The 16983-nt window shown below is 70.5% G+C and carries 21 protein-coding genes and 2 tRNA genes; 11 read left to right on the top strand and 12 right to left on the bottom strand.

What is annotated here, in order from left to right; all coding sequences use genetic code 11:
* Positions 1–29 precede the first annotated feature (29 nt).
* Positions 30–347: a DMT family transporter gene (locus NUG21_RS19015; protein WP_019795961.1), complete on the top strand. Its 318-nt coding sequence runs from the start codon at positions 30–32 to the stop codon at positions 345–347.
* Between the two features lie 22 nt (positions 348–369).
* Here NUG21_RS19015 and NUG21_RS19010 read toward each other — a convergent pair whose 3' ends face one another.
* Complete coding sequence (locus tag NUG21_RS19010) at positions 370–876, bottom strand: hypothetical protein (RefSeq protein WP_237473071.1); 507 nt, start codon at positions 874–876, stop codon at positions 370–372.
* A 186-nt stretch (positions 877–1062) separates the two neighbouring features.
* Positions 1063–1707, bottom strand: a complete 645-nt coding sequence (gene coq7, locus NUG21_RS19005; RefSeq protein ID WP_160946130.1) for a 2-polyprenyl-3-methyl-6-methoxy-1,4-benzoquinone monooxygenase — start codon at positions 1705–1707, stop codon at positions 1063–1065.
* 214 nt (positions 1708–1921) lie between these two features.
* Here coq7 and rplM point away from each other — a divergent pair, with 214 nt between their 5' ends.
* Together rplM and rpsI are read left to right on the top strand one after the other, a co-directional pair.
* A complete protein-coding gene (rplM, locus tag NUG21_RS19000; protein ID WP_010341420.1) occupies positions 1922–2350 on the top strand; it encodes a 50S ribosomal protein L13 in 429 nt (142 codons plus the stop codon).
* Positions 2351–2352: 2 nt separating this feature from the next.
* A complete protein-coding gene (gene rpsI, locus NUG21_RS18995; RefSeq protein WP_019797755.1) occupies positions 2353–2745 on the top strand; it encodes a 30S ribosomal protein S9 in 393 nt (130 codons plus the stop codon).
* Between the two features lie 478 nt (positions 2746–3223).
* Here the strand turns inward: rpsI and NUG21_RS18990 are convergent.
* A tRNA-Gln gene (locus NUG21_RS18990) sits at positions 3224–3298 on the bottom strand.
* A 41-nt stretch (positions 3299–3339) separates the two neighbouring features.
* Positions 3340–3416 (bottom strand) — tRNA-Met (locus NUG21_RS18985).
* Positions 3417–3536: 120 nt separating this feature from the next.
* On the opposite strand from NUG21_RS18985, the gene NUG21_RS18980 reads away from it, so the two are divergent.
* The 3 genes from NUG21_RS18980 to bfr all read left to right on the top strand — a co-directional run bounded on the left by NUG21_RS18980 (position 3537) and on the right by bfr (position 5013).
* Positions 3537–4148 carry an RNA pyrophosphohydrolase gene (locus NUG21_RS18980; protein ID WP_010341422.1) on the top strand — a complete coding sequence of 204 codons (612 nt, stop codon included), beginning with the start codon at positions 3537–3539 and terminating at the stop codon, positions 4146–4148.
* A gap of 79 nt (positions 4149–4227) precedes the next feature.
* Entirely contained in the window at positions 4228–4437 is a 210-nt protein-coding gene (locus NUG21_RS18975) for a (2Fe-2S)-binding protein (protein WP_160946132.1), read from the top strand.
* A gap of 105 nt (positions 4438–4542) precedes the next feature.
* Positions 4543–5013 (top strand): bacterioferritin, encoded by a 471-nt coding sequence (gene bfr, locus NUG21_RS18970; protein ID WP_263391694.1) that lies wholly within the window; start codon positions 4543–4545, stop codon positions 5011–5013.
* Between the two features lie 780 nt (positions 5014–5793).
* On the opposite strand, the gene NUG21_RS18965 is transcribed toward bfr, so the two are convergent.
* The 3 genes from NUG21_RS18965 to NUG21_RS18955 are packed head-to-tail and all read right to left on the bottom strand — an operon-like array spanning position 5794 to position 11083.
* The gene (locus tag NUG21_RS18965; RefSeq protein WP_263391693.1) at positions 5794–8481 is read right to left on the bottom strand and encodes a hybrid sensor histidine kinase/response regulator; all 2688 of its coding nucleotides are present in this window, start codon (positions 8479–8481) and stop codon (positions 5794–5796) included.
* Positions 8482–8483: 2 nt separating this feature from the next.
* Complete coding sequence (locus NUG21_RS18960; RefSeq protein WP_263391692.1) at positions 8484–10421, bottom strand: EAL domain-containing protein; 1938 nt, start codon at positions 10419–10421, stop codon at positions 8484–8486.
* Positions 10422–10456: 35 nt separating this feature from the next.
* Positions 10457–11083: a DUF4126 domain-containing protein gene (locus NUG21_RS18955; RefSeq protein WP_242084692.1), complete on the bottom strand. Its 627-nt coding sequence runs from the start codon at positions 11081–11083 to the stop codon at positions 10457–10459.
* 192 nt (positions 11084–11275) lie between these two features.
* Between NUG21_RS18955 and NUG21_RS18950 the strand changes: the two genes are divergently transcribed.
* From NUG21_RS18950 to NUG21_RS18930, 5 genes are read left to right on the top strand one after another with little or no spacing between them, the layout of a single operon-like run.
* Entirely contained in the window at positions 11276–12010 is a 735-nt protein-coding gene (locus tag NUG21_RS18950) for a DUF6776 family protein (RefSeq protein WP_160946137.1), read from the top strand.
* Between the two features lie 7 nt (positions 12011–12017).
* On the top strand, positions 12018–12467 hold the full coding sequence (locus NUG21_RS18945; protein ID WP_160946138.1) for a bactofilin family protein: 450 nt from the start codon (positions 12018–12020) through the stop codon (positions 12465–12467).
* Between the two features lie 31 nt (positions 12468–12498).
* Positions 12499–12885: an iron-sulfur cluster insertion protein ErpA gene (gene erpA / locus NUG21_RS18940; RefSeq protein ID WP_017908990.1), complete on the top strand. Its 387-nt coding sequence runs from the start codon at positions 12499–12501 to the stop codon at positions 12883–12885.
* Positions 12886–12933: 48 nt separating this feature from the next.
* Positions 12934–13860 (top strand): NAD(+) diphosphatase, encoded by a 927-nt coding sequence (nudC, locus tag NUG21_RS18935; protein WP_263391691.1) that lies wholly within the window; start codon positions 12934–12936, stop codon positions 13858–13860.
* A 53-nt stretch (positions 13861–13913) separates the two neighbouring features.
* Positions 13914–14810, top strand: coding sequence for a hypothetical protein (locus tag NUG21_RS18930; RefSeq protein ID WP_160946140.1), 897 nt, complete (start codon positions 13914–13916; stop codon positions 14808–14810).
* Positions 14811–15031: 221 nt separating this feature from the next.
* Here the strand turns inward: NUG21_RS18930 and NUG21_RS18925 are convergent, their stop codons facing one another.
* The 5 genes from NUG21_RS18925 to NUG21_RS18905 all read right to left on the bottom strand — a co-directional run bounded on the left by NUG21_RS18925 (position 15032) and on the right by NUG21_RS18905 (position 16980).
* On the bottom strand, positions 15032–15439 hold the full coding sequence (locus tag NUG21_RS18925; protein WP_019797682.1) for a DUF2752 domain-containing protein: 408 nt from the start codon (positions 15437–15439) through the stop codon (positions 15032–15034).
* 5 nt (positions 15440–15444) lie between these two features.
* On the bottom strand, positions 15445–15795 hold the full coding sequence (locus NUG21_RS18920; RefSeq protein ID WP_160946142.1) for a CD225/dispanin family protein: 351 nt from the start codon (positions 15793–15795) through the stop codon (positions 15445–15447).
* A gap of 76 nt (positions 15796–15871) precedes the next feature.
* The gene (locus NUG21_RS18915; RefSeq protein WP_184502400.1) at positions 15872–16294 is read right to left on the bottom strand and encodes a DUF2752 domain-containing protein; all 423 of its coding nucleotides are present in this window, start codon (positions 16292–16294) and stop codon (positions 15872–15874) included.
* A gap of 58 nt (positions 16295–16352) precedes the next feature.
* Positions 16353–16634 (bottom strand): CD225/dispanin family protein, encoded by a 282-nt coding sequence (locus NUG21_RS18910; RefSeq protein ID WP_160946144.1) that lies wholly within the window; start codon positions 16632–16634, stop codon positions 16353–16355.
* Between the two features lie 46 nt (positions 16635–16680).
* Entirely contained in the window at positions 16681–16980 is a 300-nt protein-coding gene (locus NUG21_RS18905) for a CD225/dispanin family protein (protein WP_048489319.1), read from the bottom strand.
* Positions 16981–16983: the final 3 nt, after the last annotated feature.

Below are 16983 nucleotides of genomic sequence, written 5' to 3'. Positions count from 1 at the left end.
TCATTTGGATTTGTCTACGGAGAAAGACAATGCCCTGGATCTACCTGTTGCTGGCCGGCCTGTTCGAGATCGGCTTCGCCCTCGGCCTCAAGTACAGCGAAGGCTTCACCCGGCCCTGGCCGACCGTGGCGACCCTGGCCGGTGCCGGCCTCAGCCTGTGGCTGCTGACCCAGGCGCTCAAGCACATCCCGCTCGGCACCGCCTATGCGATCTGGACCGGCATCGGGGCGCTGGGCACGGCCATGCTCGGCGTGGTCCTGTTCGGCGACAGCGCCTCGCCGGCGCGGCTGGCCTGCATCGGCCTGATCGTGGTCGGGGTGATCGGCCTGAAGCTGGTCGGCCACTGAGCGCGGCGCGCGAGCGCGGGACTCAGGCGGCGATGCGGCGCCGGGTCAGGACCCGGCCGATCAGCATCCGGTGCGCGACCACCGCCAGCAGCGCGGCGATCGACAGCGCGATCATCGCGCGGGTGAACACGCTGCCGAGATTGCCGGCGTGCTGCAGCTGGTCCAGGCGCCCGAAGCGCGAGGGATCGGCATTGGCGTAGGCGATCTCGACGGTGGCGCCGTCCAGCAGCAGCGGCGCGGCTTCGGCGCCGCTGGCTTCGAAGGCGCCGCTGTGCAGGCGGCCCTTGCTCTCGAACACGTAATGGAAGCGGTAGCGCACCAGCGGCTGGGTCTGCATGCCGAAGGCACCGTCGGCGATCACCGGCACGGTGGCGACCGAGTGGTCGCGCAGGATCGCGCTGGCCTGGCGATAGTCGCCGAGCAGGTGATGCAGCAGGGCGCCGCCGCCGAGCGCGAACAGGCTCGCGAACAGCAGGCGCGACAACCAGCGGGTGCGGGGCGACGGTAGATGGAGCGAAGATGCGGGCATGGCGATCGGCAGGCGGAGCGCACGCGTGCGTGACTCGGCGCGGGTACTTCGGAGAGCGGACGGCACGAGGGACGCACCGCGGCTCGAACGGCGTGCGCCGACGTGGAATCAGTCAGCGTTCGTTCACTTTAACGCGATCGAGCCGGTAATGCCAGCCGGGGTGGTGCCAGCCCGACCGGCGGACGCCTACAGCCGATAGGCGACGGCCTTCATCAGCCGCGAGGCGGCGGCCATGACCGTGGGGATCGGCGGCGGCAGGCGCCGTGCGCCGGCCTGTTCGGCGTGCTCGGCGTGGCGGGCCTCGTCGGCCTTCATCACGTTCAGTATGTCGCGGCTGCGCAGGTCGGCCGGCGGCAGGGTCTGCAGATGTTCGTCCAGGTGCGCCTCGACCTGGCGCTCGGTCTCGACCACGAAGCCCAGGTTCCAGCCATCGCCGCGCAGCCCGGCCAGGGTGCCGATCGCGTAGCTGCCGGCGTACCACAGCGGATTGAACAGGCTGGGGCGGCTGTCGAGCTCGCGCAGCCGCGCCGCGCACCAGGCCAGGTGGTCGGTCTCCTCCTGCGCCGCCTCCAGCAGGTGCGCGCGGGTAGCCGGATCGCGCGCGACCGCGGCCTGGCCGAAGTACAGGCCCTGGGCGCAGACCTCGCCGACGTGGTTGATGCGCATCAGGCCGGCGGCGTGGCGGCGCTCGTCCGGCGCCAGCACCACGTCGGCGGTGGCCGCGGCGGGGTAGGGGCGCTGCGCCGGCGGATCGCCGAACACGGTCTCCAGCGCGCGCTGGGCCTCGACCAGGGCGCGATCGAGCGGGGAATGCTGGCGGCTGGCGATCATGGGGAAGGCCCGAAGCGGTGGGGCCCTCGATTTTGGCCCCCGGCCGGCGCACTGCCAAGCGTGCCGCCGGACCCGCGGCCGCCGGTCAGGGGTGGACTTGCGCGCCGCGGCCGGGCCACGTAGAATTTCGCCTCTTGCGTTTTTGCAATTCACAACGCGTGGCAAAGTTCCGGCCGTTCGCCGCAGGAATCCGCCCGACCAACCGAGTCTTATAATGAGCACCTTCACTGCTAAGTCCGAGACCGTCCAGCGCGACTGGTATCTCGTCGACGCCGCCGGCAAAACGCTGGGCCGGCTTTCCACCGAACTGGCCCGCCGCCTGCGCGGCAAGCACAAGCCGGTCTACACCCCGCACGTCGATACCGGCGATTACCTGGTGGTGATCAACGCCGAGAAGATCGTCGTCACCGGCAACAAGCTCAAGGACAAGAAGTACCATCGCTTCACCGGCTACATCGGCAACCTGAAGACCGAGAGCCTGGAGCAGGCGCTGGAGCGCCACCCGGAGCGCGTGATCGAAATCGCGGTCAAGGGCATGCTGCCCAAGGGCCCGCTGGGCCGCGCGATGTACCGCAAGCTCAAGGTCTATTCCGGTGCGGAGCATCCGCACGCCGCTCAGCAGCCGCAGGTTCTGGATATCTAATCATGGCGATTTCGCAAAACTACGGCACTGGCCGCCGCAAGTCCTCCACTGCCCGCGTGTTCCTGCGCAAGGGCACCGGCAACATCTCCGTCAACGGCCGTCCGCTGGACGAGTTCTTCGGCCGCGAGACCGCGCGCATGATCGTGCGCCAGCCGCTGGAGCTGACCAAGAACACCGAGAGCTTCGACATCGTCGTCACCGCCACCGGCGGCGGCACCACCGGCCAAGCCGGTGCGATCCGCCTGGGTATCGCCCGTGCGCTGGTCGAGTACGACGAAACCCTGAAGAGCGAGCTGCGCAAGGCCGGCTTCATGACCCGCGACGCCCGCGAAGTCGAGCGTAAGAAGGTCGGTCTGCACAAGGCCCGCCGCGCCACCCAGTTCTCCAAGCGCTGATCCATCGCGCCTGGCGTGGGCTCCTTCGGGAGCCTGCTGGGACCACGCAAAAGCCCGGCTTTGGCCGGGCTTTTGTCGTTCTGGGGTGTGGTTTGTGCTGGCAGGTGCCGTGGTGGTCGTCGAGGCTCTGCCTCGACGGATCTGCTCACAGGGCTTGGGCGATCTCCAGCCTGATTGGAGATCCGGGGTCGCTGGGGAGTTTCCTGCCTCAAACTCGTGGTCGCGCGCCCTGCTGCCGAAATGCTTCCGATGAAGTTCATAGGCGCGCGCTTACTTCCGACGATCCGCATTCCATCTGGTGGAGTAGCCCCTTGGAGTCCAAGGGGCCCCGCCGACAGGCGCGGGGATGTGGAGGCGGAAGGGCTGGGGTCCACGCCTTGCGCAGCAAGGTGTGGGGCGCAGGCGCTGCGCGCCTGCGCGAACCCGCAGCCAAACACACAAAAAAGGCCGATCTTACGATCGGCCTTTTTTGTGTGTTTGGCTGCCCCGGATGGATTCGAACCACCGAATGCCTGAGTCAGAGTCAGGTGCCTTACCGCTTGGCGACGGGGCAATGTGGACTGCAAGTATCGCACGCCTTGGGCGTACACACCATGGTGGCTATGGGTGGACTCGAACCACCGACCCCAGCATTATGAGTGCTGTGCTCTAACCGGCTGAGCTACATAGCCCTGGTGAACCGCCAATTCTTATGGAGAAGCGGCCGGCTGTCAACGGGTTTCTGCGCTGCTTGTGGCCCGGCCGCAGCCATGGCAGAGTCGGAGCCAGTAGATTTTTCAGGAGTCCGCATCGTGATCGATCCGGACGGCTATCGACCGAACGTAGGCATCGTGCTGATGCGGCCGGATGGTCAGGTGTTCTGGGCACGCCGTGTGCGCCGGGACGGCTGGCAGTTCCCGCAGGGCGGCATGAACACCGACGAGACCCCGGTGGAGGCCATGTACCGCGAGTTGCGCGAGGAAACCGGGCTGTTGCCCGAGCATGTGGAAGTGCTCGGCGCCACCCCCGGTTGGCTGCGCTATCGCCTGCCCAGCCGGGCCATCCGCCGCAACGAGCGCCAGGTCTGCATCGGCCAGAAGCAGGTGTGGTTCCTGCTGCGGATGCAGTGCGACGAGAGCCAGCTGAACCTGGAACTGACCGAGACGCCGGAGTTCGACCACTGGCGCTGGGTCGATTTCTGGTACCCGGTGGAGCACGTGGTGCTGTTCAAGCGCGGGGTCTACGCGCGGGCGCTGCGCCACCTGGCGCCGCTGGCGCAGACCATCGCCGGCGCCGGCATCCGCGCCATGCCGACCCTGGCCCAGGAGGCCTGGCTACCGGGCAATACCGCCGGCCACGAGCGCCCGCGCAAGCGTCCGCGCAAGCGCGGCGGGCCCTGGGCGGCCCGAATTAATAACGATTAACGGGCGGAATTGACAACCATTCTCACTTTGGTTTGAATGGCGGCAGGCGCAGTCCGCGCCGTCCGCCGCCAAGCCTGCCGTGTACGTCTGCATCTGCAATGGGGTCACCGATCGCCAGATCCGCGAAGCCGCCGAAGCCGGCTGCCGCAGCGTGTCCGAACTGACCATGCGCACGGGCTGCGGTGCCACCTGCGGCTCCTGCCTGGACATGGCCGGCGAGGTGCTGGAGCGCGCGCTGAGCCGCGAGCTGCCGTTGCCGGTGCTGGGCGGCCTGGCCCGCGCCGCCTGAGACCATCCGCCGCGCTGCGGCGCGGGATGATCACGATTCGCGTTCCTTCACGTCGCGGCGCGATTCGCTAGAGTCTGCGCTTTCCGGATTTACGCGAGCGACATCATGAAGGGCGACAGCAAAGTCATCGAGTTCCTCAACAAGGTCCTCTACAACGAGCTGACCGCGATCAACCAGTACTTCCTGCACGCCAAGATGCTGAAGAACTGGGGCCTGAAGGAACTGGCCGAGCACGAGTACAAGGAATCCATCGACGAGATGAAGCACGCCGACAAGCTGGCGGACCGCATCCTGTTCCTCGAGGGGCTTCCCAACTTCCAGGCGCTGGGCAAGCTGCGCATCGGCGAGAACCCCAAGGAAATCCTCGAGTGCGACCTGGCGCTGGAGCGAGAAGGCACCGTCATTCTGCGCGACGGCATCGCCTACGCCGAGTCGATCCAGGACTACGTCAGCCGCCAATTGCTGGCCGACATCCTGGAATCGGAAGAAGAGCACATCGACTGGCTGGAAACCCAGCTCGACCTGATCGAGCGCATCGGCGAGCCGAACTACCTGCTGACCAAGCTCGACGATTGAATCGTCGGCGCATGACGCCGCGGCGCCGGCCTGTGTCCGCGCCGCGTTGGAGAGTGTGCGGGCTCTGCACTCCGGGACGTGGATCGGCTCAGCCACGCACGTGCAGCAGCGGCTTCAGTCGCGACGCGTGGATGGCGGAAGGTCGCCGATGATCCCGAGCAGCAACACATGCCGTTCCTGCGCGAATCCATGATGACGGCATCGCATCCGCATCGTGCGGCGTCGCCCTTTTGTTGGAGCGGCTTCCGCCGCGACGCGTCGCGGGCCGAAAGTCGCCGCTGATCCCGAACAGCGGCACATGCCGCTGCTGCGCGAGCCCATGTGGCCGACATGGCATCGGCAGCGCACGACCTCCGCGTTTCTGTGGGAGCGGCTTCCGCCGCGACGCATTGATGGTGATCGGTCGCAGCTGAAGCTGCTCCTGCATGCACCGAGCCGGCGGCGACTGCGGCCGCATCGCGCGCGGCGAGAGTTTCCTGTGCGGATCAACCGCAACACCTCGCATCTGACTCTCGCGACGTCCCCTGCGCGATCGCAGGCGGAGCATGCGACACGGCGAAGGTCATGGCGGTGCATCGCGACGCCCATGCACGCACCGCGCCCTCTTACGGTAGGAGCGGCTTCAGCCGCGACAGGCGTTACCGGTAACGCCTGTCGCGGCTGAAGCCGCTCCTGCGAGAAAAGCAGCAGGCGGTGCGTCTGCGTCTTCGACGCTCGGTGGCAGGTCTGGGCGGGCGATCGTGCCGCCTGCAGGCACGGGGCGACCCGCGCGATGCCGCGTTACGGCGCAGCGGGTTCGGCGGCATCGTGGACGCTGGCGCGGTAGCCGCTCAGTGCCAGGCGCGCGCGCGCGAACTCGGCGATCACCAGCGCGACCGCGACCACGGGCCGATCCAGCGTGCCGGTGCGCACGCCCGACTCGATGCGCAGTGCCGCCGCCGACAGCGCCAGTGCGCCGAGGTTGGCGGCCGAGGACTTCAGCGTGTGCGCGGCCTCGCGCAGCGCGTCGCTCTGCGCGGTCGCGGCGGCCTGCTCCAGGCGCTGGATCAGCAGTGGCGCATCAGCCAGGAACAATTCGACGATCTGCGCCACGCTGGCCGAGCCGACGACCTCGCGCAGCTCGTCGAGCACCGCGATGTCCAGCACCGGCGCCGGCACCGCCGATGGCGGCTCGAGATCCCCTGCCTCCGGCGGGGCGAGCGGTGGCGTCGACGTCGCGGTGGCGCCGCGCGACGCCCCGTCCTGTTCCAGCGCAGGCGCTGCCGGGGAAACGTCGCGCCTGTCGTGATTGGGCGATGGCAGCGGGGCAGTCGACGTCGTGGTGGGGCTGGACGCCGTGCCAGCGTCCGCCGGGTGCATGACGGCGCGGTCGGTGTCCTGCGGTTCGACGTGCATCGCGTCGGCGAGCGCATCCGCCGCCGGTCCATTGACGATGGCCGCATCCGCCCCGGGCGCGACTGCCACGCGGGCCGGCATGGCCGCCGGCTGCTTCGGCAGCCAGCGCTGCAGGCAAGCCTGCAGCCGCGCGCGGTCGATCGGCTTGGACAGGTAATCGTCCATGCCGGCCTCGAGGCAGCGCTGGCGGTCGCCGGCCATCGCGTTGGCGGTCATCGCCACGATCGGCAGGCGCGGGCGTGCCGCCTCGGCCTCGCGCTGGCGCCACTGGCGGGTGGCGGCGTAGCCGTCCAGCACCGGCATCTGGCAGTCCATCAGCACCAGGTCGTACGGCTGCCGCGCCAACTGCGCCAGCGCGGCGGCGCCGTCCTCGACGCTGTCGGCGTGGTGGCCCAGCGATTCCAGCAGGCGCCGTGCCACCATCAGGTTGACCGGATTGTCCTCGACCAGCAGCAGCCGGTAGCCGCTGTGCGGTGGCGGCGCATCGGCCTCCGCCGCAGCGGTCGCCGCAGCGGCGGCGCGGATTGGCGTGGGGCTGTCCTTGGCGTCCTGCGCGAAGGCGTCGTGGTAGAACGTATCCGCGGCGTCTTCGCTGGCGCCGGCGGTCTCGCTGGCCAGGCTCGGCGTCGCAGGCGCCAGCGCCAGCATGCTGCGCAGGTCGATGTCGGCGGCCTGCCGCGACAGCAGCGCGCCGTGCGCGCGAATTTCCTCGGGAATGTCGGCCTCGCCGTACAGCCAGATCAGCCGCGTGGTCTGCGGTGCCGGCAGCCGCGCCACGGCACGCTGCAGGGCGCGCGCGCTCTGCCGCAGGCCGTCCAGGTCGCCGATCACCAGATCGTAGGCCGGGCGCGCGCCGCTGCCGTTGCCGCGCAGCCGCTCCAGCGCCTCCTGGGTCGAATCGACCTTGCTGAGCTGCACGCCCCAGTTCGGCAGCAGCACGCTCAGGCGCTGCTGCAGGCGCTGGTCGGCGCCGACCAGCAGCGCGTGCAGCCGCGGCAGGCCGCCCGGGTTCTGCGACAGGTCGCCGATCACCTTCAGCAGCGGGATCTCGAACCAGAACGTGGCGCCCTGGCCCAGCCGCGACGCCACGCCGATGCGTCCGCCCATCAGTTCGACGATGCGCTTGCAGATGGTCAGGCCCAGCCCGGTGCCGCCGTACAGGCGGGTGGTGGAGGCATCGGCCTGGGTGAAGGCCTGGAACAGGTGCTCCTGGCGCTCGGCGCTGATGCCGATGCCGGTGTCGCGGACCTCGAAGCGCAGCAGGTGCTGCGCCGGGGTCTCGCCGAGCCGGCGCACGCCCAGGTCGATGCCGCCGCGCGCGGTGAACTTGACCGCGTTGCCGAGCAGGTTGCTCAGCACCTGGCGCAGGCGCACCGGATCGCCGCGCACCGGCAGGCGCACCGCCGGGTCCAGTTGCAGCGCCATGCGCAGGCCCTTGGCCTCGGCCGCGCGCTGCATCAGCTCCAGCACGCCGTCGAGCAGTTCGCGCAGGTTGAAGGTGGTGATCTCCAGCTCCAGCCGGTTCGCTTCCAGCTTGGAGTAATCCAGGATGTCGTCGACGATGCGCAGCAGCTGCAGCGAGGAGGTGTTGGCCGCGCGCAGCATCTCGCGCTGGTCCAGGCCGAGCGGGCCGCGCCCGATCAGCTCCAGCATCGGGATGATGCCGTTGAGCGGGGTGCGGATCTCGTGGCTCATCGTCGCCAGGAACTCGCCCTTGGCCAGCACCGCCGCTTCAGCCGCCTGGGTGGCCGCCTCGGCAGCCTGCTTGGCCTGCAGCAGTTCCTGCTCCAGCCGCGCGCGCGCGTGCACGTCGTGCTGCAGGGCATTGCGTTCGGACTCGGCCAGCGCCGCACGCGCCAGCGCCGCATCCAGGCGTTCGATCTGCTGGCGCGCGCGGCAGCCGGCAAGGGTGGCCAACACTGCGGCGGCGGCCATGCACAGCGGCGCCAGCCAGTGCCACGGCGCCGGCAACGGCAGTGCCAGCGGCGGCAGTGCCAGCAGGGTGCCGGCGACCGCGAGCGCCGCGGCGAAGGCCGCCGGCCGCGGAACCGGCCGGCGTCTGCGGTCGGACATGGCTACAGCACCGCGTTCTGGAAGTCGAAGTTCAGCTGGTCGCCGACCGACTGCACCAGGTTGCCCTGGATGAAATCGACCCCGCCCATCCACATCGCAGCCGCCGCCTGCGCCTGCTCGATCTGCTGGCCGATGATCAGCAGGCCGGCGCGGTGCGCCAGGTCGATGGTGGCGCGCAGCTGGTCGCGCAGATCCGGATCGGCATGCGCGCCGGCGAAGCGTGCCGACAGGCGCAGATAGCCCAGCGGCAGGTGCGCGAGCAGGGCCTCGGCTTCGGCGCCCGGCTCGAACTGGCTGATGCAGAACTGCACGCCCAGCGGCATCAGCCGCGCGCAGAACTGCTGCAGCGTGGCGGTATGGACCAGCGCATCGTCCAGGCGCAGGTCGATCACCAGCGAGGTGCCGGTGACGCCACGGCGGCCGATCGTGTCGATCAGCCATTCGGCGAAGGCGGTGCGCGCCAGCGTACGCGAGGATTGCGACACGAACAGGCGCAGCGGCGGGGTGGCGTGCTGGTACAGGTGCAGCAGGCCCAGCGCGTGGTCCAGCACCTGCTGGTCGAGGTCGGCGATGCGGCCGCCGGCCTCGGCCGCCGGCAGCACCTGGCCGGCCGAGAGCAGGCTGCCGTCGCGCTGGCGCAGGCGCAGCAGCACCTGATACTGGGCGATGTCGCCGCCGGCGACGGCGACGATCGGCTGGTAGGCCGGTTCCAGCTGCCCCTCCAGCATGGCGATGCGTTGCAGGTCCTCGTCCGCGTGCGGCGGCACGTAGGCGGCGATGCCCTGCGGCTGCAGCCGCGCCTGCAGCGCGGTGCGTTCCACCGCCTCCAGCGCGCTGCCCGCGTCCTCGAAGCCATGGCCGAAGTCGGCATAGCCGATCGCGCAACGCAGGTGCAGCGCCTCGTCCTCGCGCAGCGGGAAGGCGTGGCCGGACAGGGTGTCGCGCAGGCCCTGCGCGCGCTGCCGCTGCGCGTCGGCATCGGCGTCCTCGGCCAGCAGCAGGAAACTGTTGTCGTTGAGCCGCGCCAGCGGCTGCGGCGCGGTGATGCCGGCCAGGCGGCGCCCGACCTGCGCCATCAGCCGCTCGAATGCGGCGTAGCCGTAGCGTTCGCGCAGGCCGAGCGCGCTGGCGATCTCGATGAAGTACAGGCTGCCGGGGCGGCGCGCGCGCAGCGTCGTGTCCAGCAGCTGCAGCAGATGCGCGCGAGTCGGCAGACCGGTCTCGGGATTGTTCAGCGGCGCCGCCTCGGCGTGGTCCTGCTGCGCCTGCTGGCGCGCGCGGCGGATACGGTTGGACACCGCGGCGATCAGGTGCCGCGGCCGGATCGGCTTGGTCAGGAAGTCGTCGGCGCCGCTGTCGAGCACTTCGTACTCCAGCTCCGGATCCGCATCGCCGGACAGGAACACGATCGGCAGCAACTGGTGCTGCGGCTGCTGGCGGATCAGGGTGGTCAGGCGCATGCCGTCCAGGCCCGGCATGTGCAGATCCATCAGGATCAGGTCCGGGCGGTAGTCGACGATGGCCTGCTGCACGTCTTCGGCCTGCATCTGCACCTGCGCGTGCATGCCGGCACCGTGCAGCACGCTCTGCGCGAACAGCGCCTGCGCGCGGTCGTCCTCGACGATCAGCACGCGGTAGGGCGCGGCTGCGGCCGCGGCCTGTGCGGCGGGATCGGCGTCGGTGTCGGCGACGACGAAGGCGGCCGCGCTGGCATCGGCCGGGCCGTCGTCGTGCTCGCTGCTGGCCAGCGGCATGGCGGCCGCCGTGGAGTCGGCCGCGAGAGCGGCCACGCGATCATCGGCGGCGAGGTCGGCGGGCGCCGTGGTCTGCGCGTCGCCGACCCAGCGGCGCCAGTAGTGCGGCGGCGGGGTTTCGGCGCGGACATGGCGCGCGCGCGGGTCCTCGCGATGGGAAAGCGGAGCGGCGTCGTTGGCGGGCATCGCGTCTGGTTCCTGGTGCGCGTCCAATTATGCGATCAAGTTCGCGAAGGCTGCGTGCCTTGCGGCGCGGCAGACGGCGCCGCCGGCGCCAGCAGGCGGCGCATGCCCCGCCACAGCAGGCGCCACGTCCACCACACCAGCAGCGCGCCGAGCACGCTCGCCGCCAGCACCACGGCCAACGCCAGCCACGGGTGCGCCAGAGCCAGGGCCAGGGCGGCGATCACCACCGAATCCTCGGCCAGCGAGGCGATCCAGTTGCTCGCCGGCTCCGGCGAGGTGTTGAGCAGGGCGCGGGTCCCGGCCTTGAGCGCGTGGCTGGTCAGGGCCACGCCGGCCCCGGTGGCCAGCGCGCCGGCGCCGAGCTGGCCGTCGGGCGAGAGCGTGGCCGCGGCCAGGAAGGCGCCGGCGGGGATCCGGGTCAGGGTCTGCAGCAGGTCCCACACCGAATCCACGCCGGGGATCTTGTCGGCGAAGAACTCGGCCAGCGCCAGCGCGCCGGAGGTGCCGAGCACCCACCACGACTGCGTCGCCTGCAGCGCCGGCGGCAGGTCCAGCCAGCCGAGCAGGCCGGCCAGGCCGACCCCGAACACGGTCAGGTAGACGCGGATGCCGGCCAGCCAGGCCAGCAGGATGCCGATTACGAAAAGATGGGCGTCGGTCATGGCAGGCGCTCCTGCAACTGCACGGATGCCGGCCACTATCGGCCAAGCCTGCCGCGAAGGCCAGCCCGCGGGGCGGGGCGTGGGATGCGGTGCAGTCCGGCGCCGCTCAGGAGGGTGGCTTACACTAGGTGGCCCAGCAGGCCGACCCGCGAGGATCGACGCCGGCGCCGCCTCGGTGGCGCGGCAGCGCGCATGAACCGACCCGTTCCCCGTTTCCAGATCGTGCCCAACGGCGCCGCGCCCCGCCGCGGCCGCGGGTTGTGGCTGCTGCTGGCCGGACTGTGGCTGCTGTCGCTGGCGCTGACCTGGTGGCTGGCCAGCCGCCAGGCCGCACCGCGGCTGAGTGCGGTCAGCGCGCAGTTGCGCGAGGCCGAGCGCAACCTGCAGGCGCAACAGCGGCAGATCGAGACGCTCAACCAGCGCCAGGCCACCCTGGCCCGCTCCGACCAGATCAGCCGCGCCGCCAACAACGAGGTGCAGAGTTCGCTGGCCGAGCGCGACGAGGAGATCGCCGGGCTGCGTGCCGACGTGGCCTTCTACGAGCGCCTGGTCGGCGCCACCAGCCAGCGCAAGGGCCTGAGCGTGCATTCGGTGGAGTTTTCCGCCGAGGCCGGCGGCACCTGGCGCTACAACGTGGTGCTGACCCAGAACCTCAACCGCGGTGCGATCAGCCAGGGCCAGCTGCGCCTGACCGTGGAAGGCGTGCGCGGCGGCAAGCTGACCAGCGTGGGCTGGGACGAATTGCACCAGAAGACCGGTGTGCCCGGGCAGGACTACTCGTTCCGCTACTTCCAGCAACTGGATGGCAGCGTGATCCTGCCCAAGGGCTTCACGCCGCAACGGGTGCGGGTGGTATTGAGCGGCGGCGGGGCGCCGGTCAGCCAGACCTTCGATTGGACATTGGCCGGTAACGGCAAAGGGGAATAATCAGCCTATGTTTGGAAACAAGAACAGCCGCAGCAGCGGCCAGACCGTGGTCGATACGCTGATCGGCGCGCAGGTGGTGATCCGCGGCGACCTGGTGTTCAGCGGCGGGCTCTACGTGGAAGGGCGCATCCTCGGCAAGGTCGTGGCCGAGGACGGCGCGCCGGCCACGCTGACCCTGTCCGAGCACGGCAGCATCGAGGGCGAAGTGCGCGCGCCGGTGGTGATCATCAACGGCCAACTGATCGGCGACGTGCATGCCGCCGAGCGCGTGGAACTGGCGTCCAAGGCGCGGGTGCAGGGCAACGTGCACTACCAGGTGGTGGAGATGAACGCCGGCGCGCAGCTGACCGGGCGCCTGATCCACGCCGGCAGCCTGGCGGCGCTGGCGCCGCCGGAAGCGCATCGCGAGGCCGCCGGCGACGCCGAGCCGCCGCGCGCGCTGACCGCCGAGGCTTGATTCGGGGGCCGGCCGTCCCCATCCTGCCGCCATGAGCACTCTCGTTTCCCTGCCGGGCGCCGCGCCCACGCCCGACTACCAGTCGCTGGATCGGCCGTTGAACTTCACCGCGGCCGCCGCGGCCAAGGTGCGCGAGCTGATCCGCGAGGAAGGCAACGACGCCCTGGCGCTGCGCGTGTACATCCAGGGCGGCGGCTGCTCCGGCTTCCAGTACGGCTTCGAGTTCGACGAGAACCGCGCCGAGGACGACCTGGCGGTGCAGACCGACCAGGTCACCCTGCTGGTCGACCCGCTCAGCCTGCAGTACCTGATGGGCGCGGAAGTGGACTACAGCGAGGGCCTGCACGGGGCGCAGTTCGTGATCCGCAATCCCAACGCCAAGACCACCTGCGGGTGCGGCAGCAGCTTCAGCGTGTAGACACGCTGCGGCTTGCGGGACGCGCGGTTTGCCTGCACCCTGCGGCGCATGTCCGATCCGACTGACTCCTTCGCCTTCGCCGGTCCCGCGATCGACCGTGCCGATACCGTGCGCAACGATCCGGCCGCGCTGCGCCAGGCCTGGGAGCAGGCACGGGTGCTGGTGCTGGACGCCGATGGCCATGCGCATGCCGAGACCGACGGACGCCCGCTGATCGCCAGCGCCGCCGCGCTTGGCGCGCCGGCGGAGCAGGCGCTCTTCCTCGGCCTGGACCACAGCCAGGCCTGGTTCGCGCTGGCCGCCGAGGCGGTGCCGCAGCGGGCGCCGCCGCCGCAGCGCATCGACCTGCGCCGTGCCGCCACCGAGTGGCCGGCGCTGGAGGCTGGCCTGTTCGCCTACGCCCGCGCGATGCTGCACTGGCAGGCGCGCACCCGCTTCTGCGGCGTGTGCGGCGGTGCCATCGCGCTGCAGCGCGGCGGCTTCCTCGGCGTCTGCACGCAGTGCGCCAGCGAACACTACCCCCGGGTGGATCCGGCGGTGATCGTCGCGGTCAGCGATGGCCGGCGCCTGCTGCTGGGGCGCCAGGCGAGCTGGCCGGCGCGGCGCTACTCGGTGATCGCCGGCTTCGTCGAGCCGGGCGAATCGCTGGAGCAGACGGTGGCGCGCGAAGTGGCCGAGGAGACCCAGGTACGGGTGCGGCCTGGCAGTTGCCGCTACTACGGTGCGCAGCCGTGGCCGTTTCCGGGCGCGCTGATGCTCGGCTTCACCGCGCAGGCGGAAGCGGACACGCCGCAGGTGGACGGCGAACTGGAAGACGCGCGCTGGTTCGAGCGCGAAGAGGTCGGCGCCGCGCTGGCTCGCCTGGCGGCGCACGGCGACAGTGCCGACGACGGCCACGGCCTGCGCCTGCCGCCGCGCATTTCCATCGCCCGTGCGCTGATCGAGGACTGGTACCGGCACGGCGCGCCGGCCTGACCGCGCCGGCGCGCTGCGCGCATCCGTTTTCAGAACGGTCCCGGAGGACCTGCATGTTCACGACCCTCGTCGCTGTGATCGTCGCCCTGGTGCTGGGCCATGTCGCGCCCGGCATGGTGGCCTCGTTGCGCCGCTTCGACGCCTTCGGCGACTGGCTGAGCTGGCTGGACACGCATGCCGGCGAGGGCAGCACCTGGCGCGGCCGCTACGGCATCGCGCTGGCGTTGCTGCCGCCGCTGCTGCTGGTCGGCCTGCTGCAGTGGCTGCTGGCGGCGCCGCATCTGGGCCTGCTGACGCTGTTGTTCGGGATCGCGGTCCTGGCCTTCAGCTGGGGGCCGCGCGACCTGGATACCGACGTGGAAGCGATCATCGACGCCGACGATGCCGCGGCGCGGCAGCTGGCGGTGGCGCAGTTGCAGGCCGATGGCGGGCCGCTGCGCGCCGATCCGGCCGGGTTGGTCGAGGCGGTGGCGGTCAGCGCGCTGCGGCGCTGGTTCGCGGTGTTGTTCTGGTTCCTGCTGCTGGGGCCGTTTGGCGCGCTGGGCTACCGGTTGCTGGCGCTGGCCGCGGTCGGCCCGTATGCGTCGCGGCTGCCGCCGGCCACCGCCGCCGGCGCGCGCCAGCTGCTGGCAGCGATGGAATGGCCGGTGGCGCACCTGATGACGTTTTCGCTGGCCCTGGTCGGCAATTTCGAAGCGGTGTTCGGTGCCTGGCGCGCCGCCGGCGGCAAACGCTGGCAACTGGACAGCGGCTTCCTCGGGCCGGTGGCCTGCGCCAGCGTGCGCGGCGAACTCGATGCCGAGGCGCACGACTACAGTGATGCGGGCATGGTGGTGCCGGCGCTGCGGCGCCTGCCCGAACTGCGCGATGCGATGAGCCAGGTCTGGCGGGTGCTGCTGCTGTGGCTGGTGCTGCTGGCGCTGCTGGTGATCGCCGGTTGGGTCAGCTGAGGCTGCTCCCGACATCAGGGCATCCTCCAATAGCCTGTTTCTGCCACGCACGCCGTTGTCGCGTAGGAGCGGCTTCAGCCGCGACGGACTTGTCGGGAACGCCTGTCGCGGCTGAAGCCGCTGCTACAGGACGCGTGCCGACGTGACGAGAGGTGCCCATCAGCCGGGCTGGGAGGTGCGCGTCCGCTACCCGACGCGACGCGGCGGATACGGCAGGCCGGCTAGTGCGGCGCCAGCAGGGTGAACGGGAACCACGGCAGGTTGCGTGCGATCCAGTAGCCCGGCAGCGCGACCAGCCAGAAGTTCGGCCGCGAGACCACGTTGATCACCGGTGCGAACCAGGCTGCGCGCCAGCCGGCCTTCCAGGCGATCAGGCCGGGCAGCAGCGCCAGGCCGAGCATCGCGCCGGGATTCATCGCGAACGCACCGACCGGGTCCAGGTGCACCAGCGCATGCAGCGCCCGCGTCATGCCGCAGCCCGGGCAGTAGTAGCCGGTGAGCGCATGGAACATGCACGGCGCGAAGGGGTTGTTCGCGGCATTGGGGTCGAAGCGGTACAACAGCGTGGCGCCGCCGGCCGCGAGTGCGGCGGCGGCGCCCAGGCACGCCCGTTGTTGCCAGGCGCGCATGCCGATCAGCTCGCGTGCTGGATCTGCTGCATGTAGTCCATGTAGCTCTGCATGCCGCCGGTGGCGAGCATGCCGATGTTGATCAGCAGGCCGATGATGGCCAGCGCGGTGGTCACCCAGCACCAGGTCTTGGCGGTGTTGGAGGCGCGGCGCGCACCCTCCAGGTCGCCCTGGTTGAGCAGGCCGTTGACCTTGCTGGAGAACACGATGGCGACGATGCCGGTGATCAGCGCCGGGCAGCACAGGCAGAAGCCGAGCACGGTCGAGATGATCGCCCAGGCCAGGTGGTTGGGGACCGGACCGGGAACGCCGGAGGCGGGGGCGGGCGGAGGCGTGACGGGGCCGACGGTGCTCATGTGGATCTCCTTGATGGGTGGTGCACGGCAGTTGCTGAGTCTAGACGAGTCGCTGCGGTGCGGGTGTGGCGGGCCGTCAGTGCGGCGCGAGCAGGGTGAAGGGAGACCAGGGCAGGTTGCGCAGCAGCGCGTAGCCGAGCAGCACCCACAGCCACAGCCGCGGGTCGGCGAGGATCTTCAGCAGCGGCGCCAGCGGGCGCAGGCGCAGGCCGGCGGCGTTGAGCGCCATGATCGCCAGCAGCGGCAGTGCCACCACCAGCAGGGGATTGCTGCTCCAGGCGTGAGCCAGGTCCAGATGCACCAGCGCGTGCAGGCAGCGGGTGCTGCCGCAGCCGGGGCAATACAGGCCGGTGAGGGCGCGGAACGGGCAGCCGGGCAGCGGATTGCCGGGGACATTGGGATCGACCCGGCGCAGCACCACGGTGGCGACCACCGCGGCGCCGCTCAGTGCGGCCAGCGGCAGCCAGCGGGGCAGGGACTGCAGGCGCGGCAGGGACATGGCAGGCAGGCGAGCGCGTGTGGCCGGCCGCCGTCGCAGGCGACGGCGGCCGCGGTCCTCAGGACATGGACGACTGCTGCATCATGCCCAGGCCGCCCAGGGCGAAGATGAAGATCAGGTACAGCACGATCAGCACCACCGAGGTGATCGCCGAGTAGATCGCCCACTTCTTGGCCTTGTCCGCCGACTCGCGCGCGCCGGTCACGTCGCCCGCGGCGAGCTTGGTGTTGACCTGCGCGGCATAGACGATGGACACGATGCCCAGCGGCAGGCAGCAGAACAGCGTGGTCAGGATCGCCCAGACGAGGTTGTTGGACACTTGCGGTGCGGTGGTATTCATCCGTGTTGCTCCGGTGGTTGGGTGGTGAAACGGGAAACGCCCAGGGTCAGTGGCTGGTCAGGCTGCCGAGGAAGGCCAGGCCGCCGAACAGCAGGAACCACAGCGCCATCAGGATCGGCAGCGCGAACGCGGACCACATCGCCCACAGGCCGGCCTTGCGCGATGCCTCGCGTGCGCCGGCGATGTCGCCTGCGGCGCGGCGGCCATCCACCTGCGAGGCGTAGACGATGGAGACGATGCCCAGCGGCAGGCAGCAGAACAGCGTGGAGAGGATGGCCCAGACGAGATTGTTGGGCACATAGACGCCCGTCGCGTTGGGCGCTGGTGGTGGTACGACCTGATTCACTGT

Source organism: Xanthomonas sp. CFBP 8445 (genome assembly GCF_025666235.1).
Classification (GTDB): domain Bacteria; phylum Pseudomonadota; class Gammaproteobacteria; order Xanthomonadales; family Xanthomonadaceae; genus Xanthomonas_A; species Xanthomonas_A indica.
The sequence above is the reverse complement of the archived record's forward strand: the minus strand, read 5'-3'. Positions and strand labels throughout refer to the sequence as shown.

Bases quoted from the DNA above. Each gene is read 5' to 3' on its own strand.
- NUG21_RS19015 (WP_019795961.1), top strand. From the start codon at position 30: ATGCCCTGGATCTACCTGTTGCTGGCCGGCCTGTTCGAGATCGGCTTC.
- NUG21_RS19010 (WP_237473071.1), bottom strand. From the start codon at position 876: ATGCCCGCATCTTCGCTCCATCTACCGTCGCCCCGCACCCGCTGGTTG.
- coq7 (WP_160946130.1), bottom strand. From the start codon at position 1,707: ATGATCGCCAGCCGCCAGCATTCCCCGCTCGATCGCGCCCTGGTCGAG.
- rplM (WP_010341420.1), top strand. From the start codon at position 1,922: ATGAGCACCTTCACTGCTAAGTCCGAGACCGTCCAGCGCGACTGGTAT.
- rpsI (WP_019797755.1), top strand. From the start codon at position 2,353: ATGGCGATTTCGCAAAACTACGGCACTGGCCGCCGCAAGTCCTCCACT.
- bfr (WP_263391694.1), top strand. From the start codon at position 4,543: ATGAAGGGCGACAGCAAAGTCATCGAGTTCCTCAACAAGGTCCTCTAC.
- NUG21_RS18965 (WP_263391693.1), bottom strand. From the start codon at position 8,481: ATGTCCGACCGCAGACGCCGGCCGGTTCCGCGGCCGGCGGCCTTCGCC.
- NUG21_RS18960 (WP_263391692.1), bottom strand. From the start codon at position 10,421: ATGCCCGCCAACGACGCCGCTCCGCTTTCCCATCGCGAGGACCCGCGC.
- NUG21_RS18955 (WP_242084692.1), bottom strand. From the start codon at position 11,083: ATGACCGACGCCCATCTTTTCGTAATCGGCATCCTGCTGGCCTGGCTG.
- NUG21_RS18950 (WP_160946137.1), top strand. From the start codon at position 11,276: ATGAACCGACCCGTTCCCCGTTTCCAGATCGTGCCCAACGGCGCCGCG.
- NUG21_RS18945 (WP_160946138.1), top strand. From the start codon at position 12,018: ATGTTTGGAAACAAGAACAGCCGCAGCAGCGGCCAGACCGTGGTCGAT.
- erpA (WP_017908990.1), top strand. From the start codon at position 12,499: ATGAGCACTCTCGTTTCCCTGCCGGGCGCCGCGCCCACGCCCGACTAC.
- nudC (WP_263391691.1), top strand. From the start codon at position 12,934: ATGTCCGATCCGACTGACTCCTTCGCCTTCGCCGGTCCCGCGATCGAC.
- NUG21_RS18930 (WP_160946140.1), top strand. From the start codon at position 13,914: ATGTTCACGACCCTCGTCGCTGTGATCGTCGCCCTGGTGCTGGGCCAT.
- NUG21_RS18925 (WP_019797682.1), bottom strand. From the start codon at position 15,439: ATGCGCGCCTGGCAACAACGGGCGTGCCTGGGCGCCGCCGCCGCACTC.
- NUG21_RS18920 (WP_160946142.1), bottom strand. From the start codon at position 15,795: ATGAGCACCGTCGGCCCCGTCACGCCTCCGCCCGCCCCCGCCTCCGGC.
- NUG21_RS18915 (WP_184502400.1), bottom strand. From the start codon at position 16,294: ATGTCCCTGCCGCGCCTGCAGTCCCTGCCCCGCTGGCTGCCGCTGGCC.
- NUG21_RS18910 (WP_160946144.1), bottom strand. From the start codon at position 16,634: ATGAATACCACCGCACCGCAAGTGTCCAACAACCTCGTCTGGGCGATC.